Genomic DNA, 11,775 nt, shown 5'->3' with positions numbered 1-11,775 from the left:
TCTTATCCGCAAGCTATCCCTTTATTGACGGCGAGCATTCAGCGCTGTGGCGCACATCCTGCGTCTTTATTGTTGGCAGGTAGTATGAAAAAAGTCATTTTCTCTTTAGCCCTCGGGACGTTTGGGCTGGGCATGGCCGAGTTTGGCATTATGGGCGTATTAACCGAACTGGCGCGTGACGTGGGCATTTCCATCCCCGATGCTGGCCATATGATTTCGTTTTACGCCTTTGGCGTTGTCATCGGCGCACCCATTATTGCCGTGTTTTCCAATCGTTTTTCGCTTAAGCATATTCTGCTGTTTCTGGTCACACTCTGTGTCGTCGGTAACGCCATCTTCACCCTCTCTTCCAGCTATTTTATGCTGGCGGTAGGCCGGCTGGTCTCCGGGTTTCCACACGGGGCATTTTTTGGCGTCGGCGCGATTATCCTGTCAAAGCTGGCGCGCCCTGGTAAAGTTACCGCCGCGGTAGCGGGCATGATTTCCGGCATGACCGTCGCCAATCTGATTGGCATTCCTGTTGGCACCTGGCTGAGTCAGACATTTAGCTGGCGCTACACGTTTCTGCTGATTGCCGTGTTTAACATCGCCGTTATTTTGTCGGTTATGTTTTGGGTACCCAACCTCCGTGATGAAGCAAAAGGCAGGCTACGCGAGCAATTTCACTTTCTGAAAAGTCCCGCACCGTGGCTCATTTTCTCCGCCACCATGTTTGGGAACGCCGGTGTTTTTGCCTGGTTCAGCTACGTAAAACCCTACATGATGTACATCTCTGGTTTCTCCGAAACGCTGATGACTTTCATCATGATGCTGGTTGGGCTGGGAATGGTGTTAGGCAACCTGCTGAGCGGTCGACTGTCTGGTCGCTACACGCCGCTACGCATTGCGGTAGTAACTGATTTTGTGATTGTACTTGCCCTGCTGCTGCTGTTTGCATTCGGCGGCATCAAAACCGCCTCGCTGACGTTCGCCTTTATTTGCTGTGCGGGTCTATTCGCGCTATCAGCACCGCTACAAATTTTACTGCTACAAAACGCGAAGGGCGGTGAACTGCTGGGGGCGGCCGGTGGGCAAATGGCCTTTAATCTGGGTAGCGCAATTGGCGCTTACTTCGGCGGCTTAATGTTGACGCTGGGCTTTGCCTACAACTACGTCACGATCCCTGCGGCTCTACTGTCTTTTACCGCGATGTCATCACTGCTGATCTATGGTCGCCTGAAGCGCGGCGTGCAACAACAGGTTGCACCCGCAACATAAACGTTTATGCCTGCGGCCACAGCCAGGCCGCGCCGCGCACGCCACTGGAGTCACCGTGTAACGCCTTGCGCAGAGGCGTTTCACACTCACCGCCAAAAACAAACTGCTTCATCAACGTCGGAACGTGTTGATACAGCCTGTCGACATTGCTCATTCCCCCGCCCAGCACAATGACATCCGGGTCGAGAATATTCACCACATGCGCTAATGATTTCGCCAGGCGTAATTCATATCGGCTCAGCGCCTGTTCCGCCAGCGCATCCTGTTCGTTTACCAGACGGATAATTTCACTGCCTTTTAGCGGATTTCCGCTCAGGCGATGATAATCAGTGGCAAAACCGGTCCCTGAGATGAAGGTTTCAATGCAGCCTTGCTTGCCGCAATAACAGGGTACTTCCTGCCGATAGCGCAGCTCATCTTCGTCCATCCACGGCAGCGGATTATGCCCCCACTCGCCCGCCGTGCCATTCCCACCGGTATGCACCCGGCCATTTAGCGCCACGCCGGAACCACAGCCGGTACCAATTATCACCGCAAACACGGTTTGCGCCCCCGCCGCCGCGCCATCCACCGCTTCAGACACCGCCAGGCAGTTAGCATCGTTTGCCAGGCGGACTTCGCGGTTCAGTCGGGTACTCAGGTCTTTGTCAAAGGGTTGTCCATTGAGCCAGGTCGAGTTGGCATTTTTCACCACCCCGGTATAGGGCGATATTGAACCTGGAATGCCCATCCCCACGGTTCCCATCTGCCCGGTGGCTTTTTCCGCCATCTCCACCAGCGCGGCGATGGTTTCTATCGTTTGCCGATAATCATCACGCGGCGTAGGCAGGCGATGGCGAAAAAGCTGTTCGCCTGCATCGCCAAGCGCGATAACTTCCGTTTTTGTACCGCCCAAATCGATACCTATACGCACTGTTTGCTCCTCTTCCCGATTAACAATGCAAGCATAGCGACAATTCGCTATCATGCCCGCTGGATTTAACGACAAGGCCGTGGAAATTATCATGCTGTGGTTCAAAAATTTAATGGTTTACCGTCTTAGCCGCGATGTTTCTTTGCGTGCCGAAGAGATGGAAAAACAGCTGGCATCAATGACGTTCACCCCTTGCGGTAGCCAGGATATGGCAAAAATGGGCTGGGTTCCGCCGATGGGATCGCACAGCGATGCATTAACGCATACCGCCAATGGCCAAATTATTATCTGCGCCCGCAAAGAAGAAAAAATTCTGCCGTCGCCGGTTATCAAACAGGCGCTGGAAGCAAAAATAATCAAACTGGAAGCTGAGCAGGGTCGCAAGCTCAAAAAGACCGAAAAAGACTCGCTGAAAGATGAAGTGTTGCACTCATTGCTGCCGCGCGCCTTTAGCCGCTTCAGCCAGACAATGATGTGGATCGACACCGTCAACGATCTGATCATTGTCGACTGTGCAAGCGCGAAGAAAGCGGAAGATACGCTGGCACTGCTGCGTAAAAGCCTCGGTTCACTGCCGGTTGTCCCGTTGACGATGGAAAACCCTATTGAGCTAACGCTGACCGAATGGGTTCGCTCCGGCACAACGGCACAGGGATTCCAGTTGCTGGACGAAGCCGAACTGAAAGCGATGCTGGAAGACGGCGGCGTGATCCGCGCGAAGAAACAGGATCTGGTTTGCGATGAAATTGCCGTACACATCGAAGCAGGCAAACTGGTCACCAAACTGGCCCTCGACTGGCAGCAGCGCATTCAGTTCGTTATGTGTGACGACGGCTCCATTAAACGTCTGAAGTTTAGCGACGAGCTGCGCGATCAGAACGAAGATATCGACCGCGAAGATTATGCTCAACGTTTTGATGCCGATTTTATCCTGATGACAGGTGAACTGGCGGCGCTGATTAAAAGCCTGGTGGAAGGACTAGGCGGCGAAGCGCAGCGCTAAGCCGTGTTTACCGAATGGCGGCTCAGTGTCGCCATTCGCTATTTTTACGCTTACAGATAGCGGCAAAGATAGGATGTTGGCTCTGCCACCTGCAGATGAAACTCACTGTTGCCCGGTACGTTAAACACGTCCCCTGCGGCATACACTTTCCACTCTGTTTCCCCCGGCAGCAGCACGTTCAGTGCGCCGCTGACGACCGTCATCTCTTCAGGCGCCGCAGTACCAAAGGTATATTCACCTTCAGCCATAACGCCAACGCTGGCGCGGCCAGTACTGCTGCTGGTAAAACCGATCGATTTTACTTTGCCGGAAAAGTATTCATTACTTTGAAGCATACAACTGGCCCTATCTCGTGATTAAGTTGATAACCAATATAGGGGCCTGGCGTTGTACCTGTCACGCAGAATTAAGCGAGCAACTCGGATGCCAGTCGGGCAATCAGTACGTTAGACAGAAGAACCGGGACATCCAGAGACTTTTGCAGTAAATCACGATGGCGTTGGTTAAAACCCAAACAATCCAGCATGATCACATCCGCGCCCTGCTCAAGCAGATCTTTTCCGGCATCAATCAGCTGTTGTTCAGAACCGTGAATCGGGTTTGCCACGGCATAGACGGGGGACGTCTGTAGCACCTGCCATTTTTGTTCCTGGGCCTGGAGCAACTCGGCGACCGGCACAATCACCCCAACCTGGTGCCCTTCCACAATTGAGGCCACCAGGGGAGGAATAATTCGTAAAGGCTCCAGCAGGATACTATTGCGGGCCGTCAGGCGGGTAATTAAGGCCGTGCTCATCAGCAAAATAACGTCAAAACCCTGGTTATCCAGCACTTCAACAATACTTTGCAAATCGCGCTCGACTTTCTGGCGCGAGACATGAGCCAGTTGATGGTCGCTCAGCAGCGTCAATAACGACTCGTCGCCGGGCGAGACCGCATACTCGGCCATCACATCTTCTCGCCGCATCTGTCCCAGCAGGCTGTGGTGAGTAATGTGTTGTTCATCGATATATTCCGTCAGGAGCGGTAACACCTCACACATCGGCACAACACCAATCGTGAGGATAGCCAACGACGTACTCATTTGTTGCTCCACCGTCTTCTTACTTTGCCGTGAATTCCCGGACAAATGCCGGGTACTGACCTGCGCTAGCGCTACAAATGCTCAAAAGCGTAGCAGCAGATCGGCGATGCATAGTGTAAAGATTCCTAATCATTCCAGTACTAGATTGTTATCGCTTAATTTTCACTTTCCGCGGTATAGCAGGAGGTTCGAAAATTGTGATACAGGCACGCTCCGGCAGAGGACAGATAATATGTCTGCACGCCCGGGATGGAGTGGAAAGGTCGGTCTATATCGGGAAGCCCTTAACAATAAGCTCCGCCCTGTAGCCGTGACCGGGCTTGCGACAGTATCACAAGAATATCAGCCACAACCTGCGAAGGTTCATTCGTCGCATCAACAATATAATGCGCCGCTTCACGATACAGCGCATCGCGCTGCTCAAGCACTTCCTGCACTTCTTCGGTTAATGGCTTGCCAGTTAACGTCGGGCGCAATCCTTCCTCAGGCGCCTCTTCCAGGCGGTTTACCAGTACCGATACTGGTGCGTTTAAATAGATGACCATGCCGTGACTACGCATGTAGTGACGATTATATTCAGTAAGAATAATACCGCCGCCGGTCGCTACGACTGTTGAGGGGGCCGTAACGGCCTGCAGGGCGGTCGTTTCCTGGGCGCGAAAACCTTCCCATCCTTCTCTTTCAACAATTTCAGCCACCGTCATCTGCAGATGTGATTGCAACCAGCGATCGGTATCAACGAACTGAAAGTCGATGGCTTTCGCCAGCGCCATACCGGTTGTCGTCTTACCACACCCCCGGGGGCCAACAAGATAAAGCGGTTGTGTCATCACAGAAGTTCCCCAGAGAACCGCAGGTAAGCGGGATCTGATGCTGTTAAAGTTATAATCATACCATCAAACTAGTACGTCGCCAAAGTGTAAAGAATATATTCCAATAAGGCGATAAAATTGATTAAACCCTACTATAACAAGAATTCACAACGAAGAAAGTGTAAAAAATAAATTACAATTATTATTTTCTACGTTGAACTTCCAGCCACCACTTGTCCAGTTCAGCCGCAAAATGTTGCCTGTCACGCGGCGAAAGGCTGTCAGGTCCCCCGGTCTGGATCCCGCTGGCACGCAGCGTATCCATAAAATCACGCATCGTCAGACGTTCACGGATCGTTGCCTCGGTATAGCGCTCACCGCGCGGGTTGAGCGCCGCAGCGCCTTTTTCAATGACTTCAGAGGCCAGCGGGATATCCGCCGTGACAACCAGGTCTCCAGCGCTGCACTGGCGCACAATTTCGTTATCGGCGACATCAAACCCGGCCGGAACACGTAAGGTGCGGATAAAACGCGAAGGCGGAACGCGCAAACTCTGATTGGCGACCAAAATGAGCGGCATCTGCATCCGCTCGGAGGCCCGATATAAAATGTCTTTAATCACATTCGGACACGCATCCGCATCCACCCAAATCGTCATAACACCTCCAGACACATGTGCAATTGCACATTGTCTCGTGCTTTTACTTTCAGGCAAAGCGCTGTTTCTTCTTCTGAACGCCTTCATTCCGCGCTAAGCTTAGCTTTCCCAGATTTACCCTAAATAATTCAAGTTACTTGAAGGATTATGGGTATAAAACAATGAATATCACGCATAGGGAGTGACAAGATGGACAAGAAAATTGGTTTTATCGGCTGCGGAAATATGGGTAAAGCGATTCTTGGCGGCCTGATCGCCAGCGGCCAGGTACTCCCCGGACAAATCTGGGTCTATACCCCCTCTCCCGATAAAGTCGCAGCACTGCACGATCAGTACGGCATAAATGCGGCGCAATCTGCGCAAGAAGTCGCGCAGATTGCAGATATTGTCTTTGGTGCCGTGAAGCCAGGCATCATGATTAAGGTGCTGAGTGAAATCACCTCTAGCCTGAACAAAGATTCCCTGGTGGTATCCATTGCGGCGGGCGTCACCCTCGATCAACTCGCCCGCGCACTGGGTCATGACCGTAAAATTATCCGCGCAATGCCTAACACGCCGTCACTGGTCAATGCAGGAATGACGTCCGTCACCCCAAATGCGCTGGTAACTCCGGAAGATACTGCTGACGTGTTGAATATTTTCCGCTGCTTTGGCGAAGCCGAAGTCATCGCAGAATCGATGATTCACCCGGTCGTTGGCGTCAGTGGTTCAGCCCCGGCCTATGTGTTTATGTTTATCGAAGCCATGGCGGATGCCGCCGTTCAGGGCGGCATGCCACGCGCGCAAGCATATAAATTCGCGGCACAGGCGGTCATGGGCTCGGCGAAGATGGTACTGGAAACGGGTAAACATCCTGGAGAACTAAAAGATATGGTGTGCTCGCCTGGCGGAACCACCATTGAGGCAGTGCGCGTCCTCGAAGAACGCGGCTTCCGTTCATCAGTCATCGAAGCGATGGTTAAGTGCATGGAACAATCAGAGAAACTCAGCAAATCCTGAGTGCAAGTCGGACGTCAGGCCGCCGCTTCAGTACGGTTACGTCCGGCATTCTTTGCTTTGTAAAGCGCCATATCCGCTGACTTCAACCACTCCCGGTAGTGCTCTGTTTCAGAAGTCAGCGGAGCAACACCGACGCTAATCCGCAGGGCTACTTGCGGAGCACAGGACAAGCGTAACTGGCTAAGTCGTTCATGGACGCGCGACATCGCTGCGATGGCGCTGGCTGCAGGTGTTCCGCACATAATTACCGCAAACTCATCACCACCAAAACGCCCAATCACATCACTGCCGCGCAGCGTCATTTGCAACTGACGCGTCAGCGCAACAATCGCCTGATCCCCAACATCATGACCCCAGGTATCATTGATGCTCTTAAAATGGTCGATATCGATAATAAGCAGCGTGGCATCACGTTGCTGACGACGGCAATTATCAAATTCATTGCGCAGCAGTAGCTCCCAATGGCGCCGATTATAAACGCCGGTCATTCCATCCCGCGTACTCATTACCTGCAGACGGCGTTTATGCTCCGCCAATTTGATCACCGTCTGGTAGCTAACCCAGGCAAACAGCAGCGGGTAAATCACCAGTACCGGCAGCGACAACAGCACGCTCAGTTGCGTACTGCTAAACACGACCGGAATATCCGTTAACTGTAGCGTCACCAGACATGAAACCACCATCAACACGACGCCAGCGATGAATAATCGCACCCCACCTGCGCCCATCAGGTTAATGCAGATAATCATCAGTAGCGCCGTGGATGGCAGCAGGTTTGCCCCCATGATCCCCACCCACATGCCAGCGAGGATCGCATCGGTTTTAATATTCGTAAATTCACTGTACAGCGGATCTTCCGCTTTGCTCGCCAACTGCCACGCCAGGTGCGGCCAGACAAACGCCCATCCCACCAGTAACAGCCACCAACCTCCGGTTATGGGTTGCGAGACTAATACCGACGCAATGGGGAAAAACATTCCCCCCAGCCCGACTGCGCGAGGCAGTCTTATCCGTCGGGCAAATCGCAGACCGGAACGTTGGTGGTCGTTTTGATGAAGCGATATAAATGCTTCATTCGGTACGGCCTTCTTTTGATAAAAGTTTTCATCATTCATCGTATTTGGGAATATTCTGAAACAAATTTCCCAAATTATAGAAAGGGGTCTGGCGGCGGAAGTATGATATTTCGGGTGAGCGATTTTATCCGCTCACCCGTATGTATTACGCAGCTTTTTTCAGGCAAGCGCTCATAAATTTTTTACGATCGTCGCCTTTCAGCGACTGCTCTGTTGCCTGAACGTTGCATTCACGCATTTTCTGCTGCTGCGGCGTCAGACTCTTTTCATCAGGCGCAGACTTACTGTTTTTCAGGCAATCACTCATATATGTCTTCCGGGCATCCCCTTTTAAGGTCTGCGCCGTCGCCTGCTGGTTGCAGGTGGTCATACGCTGTTGTTGCGGGGTTAACGTCTTCTCGGCAGCGCCGACGGTAGTTAAGAAAACCAGGCCAAATAATAGGGTAACGAGCAATGTTATTTTCATAGCACCATCCTGTTGTGAGTATTCACTCTACACGTCACCTTTCAAGCAACCTCGATGTTGGCTGCCTGAAGGATGACGTGTAGTAAGTCTGGTTGCTGACGCAGAAATAGCCACCTCATTATTAAAATTAAGTGACCAAATAGCAGGTTACTTCAGACCTAACGCCGCTTTCATGGTGTAAAACAGGTCAGTCTGATCGGTCAGGCCTACCACATTCGCCGCATGCGGGCCATAGGCAGCAATGCGCAGTTGGCTGCCGGTATGCTCCTGAGATTCCTCTTCCGAGTTGCCATAGCTGATAACCATCACCGCACCATCTTTGGTATTCAGCGCCTGAGTCAGGCCAGGGGCTTTGGTGTCTGGCGCAACAATCTGGCTGGCATGCGCGTGGTCAGCGGTCACGACAACCAGCGTGTTGCCGTCTTTCTTCGCGAAGGCCAGCGCGCGCTGTACAGCTTCATCCAGATCGACCGTTTCACCAATCTGACCGCACGGGTTTGCGGCGTGATCCTGCTTATCGATGGACGCGCCTTCTACCTGCAGGAAAAAGCCTTTTTCATTCTTACTTAACAGCTCAATCGCTTTATCCGTCATCTGGGCAAGCGTTGGCACCGTGTCGTTACGTTTTGGATTTGGCGTACAGGTCACGACTGGCTTATCAAGGTTACCGTGGTAAGACGCTTTTGGCCCTTCCCAGCGTACCGGCATGTTGCCGTCAGAGAACAAACCTAACAGCGGTTTATCCTGATTCGCTTCGGTAATGGCTGCCAGCGTCGCGGTATCACTGACCATCTGATAACCACGGGCCTGAGCCTGTTCGCGCAGCGTTTTCCCCTGCCACTCGCCCGCAGCAGCGGTCTCAGCAAAGGTTTTTGCCCCGCCGCCCAGCGTAACGTCAGCGCGGACATTCAATAATTGTTCGGTGATTGACCCTTTACCGCCTTTTTCCAGCGCATTCGTCGGGCATTTCTCAGCGGTGACGCTCGGTCCGTAACATTTACGCGACGTCACATGCGCAACCAGCGCGGCGGGGGTGGCATCCTGCAATTCAGCAGTGGATACGTTGCCTGTCGCCAGACCGGCAGCTTTAGCCATTTCCAGAATAGTGGCGTGATCTTTTTCGTGAATATCAACGCCCAGCGCACCGTTATATGTTTTAACACCGGTCGTCCATGCCGTCGCAGAGGCTGCGGAATCGGTCACATAGTCAGGTTTACCCGTTTTTTTATCCAACGCGTAGTGCGTGTATTGTCCGGTCAGGGGTAACGCATCAATACCTTTAAAAAAACCACCGGCGCCTTCTGCATAATTTCGCGCAGCGGTAATTTCCGAGTCCCCCATACCATCACCGATCAATAAAATAATATTTTTGGCCGGTTTATCGTTCAAAGAATCTCGTAGTGCTGCCGTTTGATCAGTCGTTAATCGACGCGCTCCACCCGGTGTGGTGATATCTCCCTGTGCGGCACGATTATCCATAGCCGCTACGGTAGATGTTTCTGCATGAATAACCGGGGTAAACAGCAAGGGTAACAGGGCAATAGCGAGTGCGCTTTGTTTCACTTTATTTTCTCCATGTACAAATACGGTAAAATTAAAACAAAGCGACTATAAGTATTTGATGTGACACTTTTATGATAATTTGTGGATAAGTATCTGCAGATATCTCAACACGTTTTAGGTACGTTCTCGCCAGCACTGTGCATGGTCGTCAGAAATGCAGGCATTTGACTTACCCCTGCCAGCGCGTCTTCTATTTGACGAATCAGTGTTTGCTGCTCATTTGTTGCCATGTTGCGCAGCATTTCCATGATGACCCGCTCTAACGTTGCGACTTGCGCGGCCAGGTCTTGCGACTCTTCTTCTTTTTGGGCGAGCTTAAGTAACAACTCAGTGATGAGATTTTTCATTTTCGTATTCCCTTAACCAAATAAAGGCCACGTTATCACTAAGACTCACAACTTCCTAGAGGATGAAAGTTGTATTTATTGCAGAAATAAAACGTTTTGCGAAAACAATCACAACACAAAATAAGGGGGAATAACGCTTTCTGCAGAATAATTCAATATAAAAGGGTAAGGAGATTAATAGTCACCCAGATATATAATCTTCAATTATGGATTAACAACGCTGGCAACCCGCGTTGTTAATCCGCCATTCAGCGAGCGAGACGCCGGCGTCGCAACGCGATAGCCAGTTGCCAGATATTAATAAGCACAATGCTCGCGGTAGCGATAAAGACCCAGCGGAAACCCGCCATGGCCGATACGGTTGCCCCCATCAAGGGTCCAGCGACGTTGCCAAGATACATAAACGACTGGTTATACCCAAAGATGCGCCCGGTAATCTGCTCGCTGGAGTATTTCACTAATAGCGTTTGCACCGCAGGCAGCATTGCACCGTCGGCAAAGCCAAGCAGAAAACGTAGAACTCCCAACTGCAACGGCGTGGTAACCCACGACATAGCGAAAAACAGCACCACGGCGAAGATGAGCGTTGCCATTAGAATCCGTTCAGTACCAATTCTGTCGCCCAACTTTCCAAGACGTGGCGCTGAAATCAAAGCGGATATGCCGGGAACCGAGGCAATCAGGCCGCTGAGAAAGGCAATATTTGAGCTATCTGGCACCATCGATTTGATAAACAGCGCCAGAATGGGGCCAATTGAGCCGTTACACAGTTGAATCACCATGGTGGTAAAAAACAGGCTAATGACCAGCGCGGGATACGGTAACGAAGCAAAAACAGCTTTCCCGCTTAAACGCTCGCTTTTTTTAATCACTGGTCGGACACCCTCTTTAATTAAGAACAGTGTGACCAAAAAACTCACCACCAACAGCGCGGCGGTAATACAAAATACCGCACGTAAACCAACATGGTCGGCAATAAAACCGCCCATCAGCGGCCCGCCAATCACTCCACTAATTTGCGCCGTTGAGAGCGTGCTCAACGCCCAACCACTGCGTTCGCGCGGGACTTGCGACGCCACCAATGCCATCGCATTAGGAATGTATCCCGACGTTAACCCCATCACCCCGCGCAGCAGAAAAAGCTGCCAGACGTTAGTGGCAAATGCCTGCAGCAAAATGGCAATTGCCATACCCAGTGAGGCCCGTAACAGCATCAGCTTACGCCCTTTACGGTCAGCTAAACTGCCCCACATCGGTGAAACAATGGCAGAAATAAGAAACGTGACGCTAAACGTTAACCCGGACCACATTGAGAGCGCTTCGTGCGAGGTTACTCCCAGTTGGGAGATATAGAGCGGTAGAAAAGGCAGGATTTGGCTGATCGCCAGTCCGGTGAAAAAGCAACCGAACCACACGGAAATAAGGTTAACTCTCCAGGATTCCATAAGGACTCATAACGGTAAGTAGCTGAAAACTGCGAGCAGCTTAACAAATTACGCCTTCAAACGAGGGTCCAGAGGTGCGATGTTTCACAGTTTAGTATTTTATCTCCCCGCTCATCATATTTGTGATATTCATCACATCAAATCCACATTAT

General features: G+C 51.5%; 13 protein-coding genes. 3 read left to right on the top strand and 10 right to left on the bottom strand.

Translation table 11 applies throughout. The features are described from left to right. The first annotated feature begins 84 nt into the window (after positions 1 to 84). Positions 85 to 1,257 carry an MFS transporter AraJ gene (gene araJ, locus JTI85_RS06100; RefSeq protein ID WP_115644356.1) on the top strand — a complete coding sequence of 391 codons (1,173 nt, stop codon included), beginning with the start codon at positions 85 to 87 and terminating at the stop codon, positions 1,255 to 1,257. Between the two features lie 4 nt (positions 1,258 to 1,261). On the opposite strand, the gene mak is transcribed toward araJ, so the two are convergent. Next, positions 1,262 to 2,170 carry a fructokinase gene (gene mak / locus JTI85_RS06095; protein WP_061067405.1) on the bottom strand — a complete coding sequence of 303 codons (909 nt, stop codon included), beginning with the start codon at positions 2,168 to 2,170 and terminating at the stop codon, positions 1,262 to 1,264. A gap of 91 nt (positions 2,171 to 2,261) precedes the next feature. Between mak and rdgC the strand changes: the two genes are divergently transcribed. Further along, entirely contained in the window at positions 2,262 to 3,173 is a 912-nt protein-coding gene (rdgC, locus tag JTI85_RS06090) for a recombination-associated protein RdgC (protein WP_048212456.1), read from the top strand. Between the two features lie 50 nt (positions 3,174 to 3,223). Here the strand turns inward: rdgC and ppnP are convergent, their stop codons facing one another. The 4 genes from ppnP to JTI85_RS06070 form a co-directional block, all read right to left on the bottom strand. Continuing rightward, positions 3,224 to 3,508 carry a pyrimidine/purine nucleoside phosphorylase gene (gene ppnP / locus JTI85_RS06085; protein ID WP_003021477.1) on the bottom strand — a complete coding sequence of 95 codons (285 nt, stop codon included), beginning with the start codon at positions 3,506 to 3,508 and terminating at the stop codon, positions 3,224 to 3,226. A gap of 71 nt (positions 3,509 to 3,579) precedes the next feature. After that, positions 3,580 to 4,257, bottom strand: coding sequence for an AroM family protein (locus JTI85_RS06080; RefSeq protein ID WP_061067404.1), 678 nt, complete (start codon positions 4,255 to 4,257; stop codon positions 3,580 to 3,582). Between the two features lie 284 nt (positions 4,258 to 4,541). Then, positions 4,542 to 5,087 (bottom strand): shikimate kinase AroL, encoded by a 546-nt coding sequence (gene aroL, locus JTI85_RS06075; protein WP_048212458.1) that lies wholly within the window; start codon positions 5,085 to 5,087, stop codon positions 4,542 to 4,544. A 184-nt stretch (positions 5,088 to 5,271) separates the two neighbouring features. After that, complete coding sequence (locus JTI85_RS06070) at positions 5,272 to 5,727, bottom strand: YaiI/YqxD family protein (protein WP_101741820.1); 456 nt, start codon at positions 5,725 to 5,727, stop codon at positions 5,272 to 5,274. Positions 5,728 to 5,916: 189 nt separating this feature from the next. Between JTI85_RS06070 and proC the strand changes: the two genes are divergently transcribed. Beyond that, positions 5,917 to 6,726, top strand: a complete 810-nt coding sequence (gene proC, locus JTI85_RS06065) for a pyrroline-5-carboxylate reductase (protein ID WP_048212460.1) — start codon at positions 5,917 to 5,919, stop codon at positions 6,724 to 6,726. A gap of 14 nt (positions 6,727 to 6,740) precedes the next feature. On the opposite strand, the gene adrA is transcribed toward proC, so the two are convergent. The 5 genes from adrA to JTI85_RS06040 all read right to left on the bottom strand — a co-directional run bounded on the left by adrA (position 6,741) and on the right by JTI85_RS06040 (position 11,623). Further along, the gene (gene adrA, locus JTI85_RS06060) at positions 6,741 to 7,856 is read right to left on the bottom strand and encodes a diguanylate cyclase AdrA (RefSeq protein WP_101741821.1); all 1,116 of its coding nucleotides are present in this window, start codon (positions 7,854 to 7,856) and stop codon (positions 6,741 to 6,743) included. Positions 7,857 to 7,947: 91 nt separating this feature from the next. After that, a complete protein-coding gene (psiF, locus tag JTI85_RS06055; RefSeq protein ID WP_048212462.1) occupies positions 7,948 to 8,268 on the bottom strand; it encodes a phosphate starvation-inducible protein PsiF in 321 nt (106 codons plus the stop codon). A 147-nt stretch (positions 8,269 to 8,415) separates the two neighbouring features. After that, on the bottom strand, positions 8,416 to 9,831 hold the full coding sequence (phoA, locus tag JTI85_RS06050; RefSeq protein ID WP_219352265.1) for an alkaline phosphatase: 1,416 nt from the start codon (positions 9,829 to 9,831) through the stop codon (positions 8,416 to 8,418). Between the two features lie 104 nt (positions 9,832 to 9,935). Further along, positions 9,936 to 10,178, bottom strand: coding sequence for a sigma-S stabilization anti-adapter protein IraP (locus JTI85_RS06045; RefSeq protein ID WP_048212464.1), 243 nt, complete (start codon positions 10,176 to 10,178; stop codon positions 9,936 to 9,938). A 248-nt stretch (positions 10,179 to 10,426) separates the two neighbouring features. After that, a complete protein-coding gene (locus JTI85_RS06040) occupies positions 10,427 to 11,623 on the bottom strand; it encodes a multidrug efflux MFS transporter (RefSeq protein ID WP_048212465.1) in 1,197 nt (398 codons plus the stop codon). Positions 11,624 to 11,775 lie beyond the last annotated feature (152 nt).

The sequence above is a fragment of the Citrobacter sp. Colony219 genome (assembly GCF_019382635.1).
GTDB lineage: Bacteria > Pseudomonadota > Gammaproteobacteria > Enterobacterales > Enterobacteriaceae > Citrobacter > Citrobacter youngae.
This window is presented reverse-complemented; position numbering and strand designations above follow the sequence as displayed.

Coding starts and splice junctions, on each gene's coding strand:
- proC (WP_048212460.1), top strand. CDS start 5,917: ATGGACAAGAAAATTGGTTTTATCGGCTGCGGAAATATGGGTAAAGCG.
- JTI85_RS06040 (WP_048212465.1), bottom strand. CDS start 11,623: ATGGAATCCTGGAGAGTTAACCTTATTTCCGTGTGGTTCGGTTGCTTT.
- JTI85_RS06070 (WP_101741820.1), bottom strand. CDS start 5,727: ATGACGATTTGGGTGGATGCGGATGCGTGTCCGAATGTGATTAAAGAC.
- JTI85_RS06080 (WP_061067404.1), bottom strand. CDS start 4,257: ATGAGTACGTCGTTGGCTATCCTCACGATTGGTGTTGTGCCGATGTGT.
- rdgC (WP_048212456.1), top strand. CDS start 2,262: ATGCTGTGGTTCAAAAATTTAATGGTTTACCGTCTTAGCCGCGATGTT.
- JTI85_RS06045 (WP_048212464.1), bottom strand. CDS start 10,178: ATGAAAAATCTCATCACTGAGTTGTTACTTAAGCTCGCCCAAAAAGAA.
- psiF (WP_048212462.1), bottom strand. CDS start 8,268: ATGAAAATAACATTGCTCGTTACCCTATTATTTGGCCTGGTTTTCTTA.
- aroL (WP_048212458.1), bottom strand. CDS start 5,087: ATGACACAACCGCTTTATCTTGTTGGCCCCCGGGGGTGTGGTAAGACG.
- araJ (WP_115644356.1), top strand. CDS start 85: ATGAAAAAAGTCATTTTCTCTTTAGCCCTCGGGACGTTTGGGCTGGGC.
- ppnP (WP_003021477.1), bottom strand. CDS start 3,508: ATGCTTCAAAGTAATGAATACTTTTCCGGCAAAGTAAAATCGATCGGT.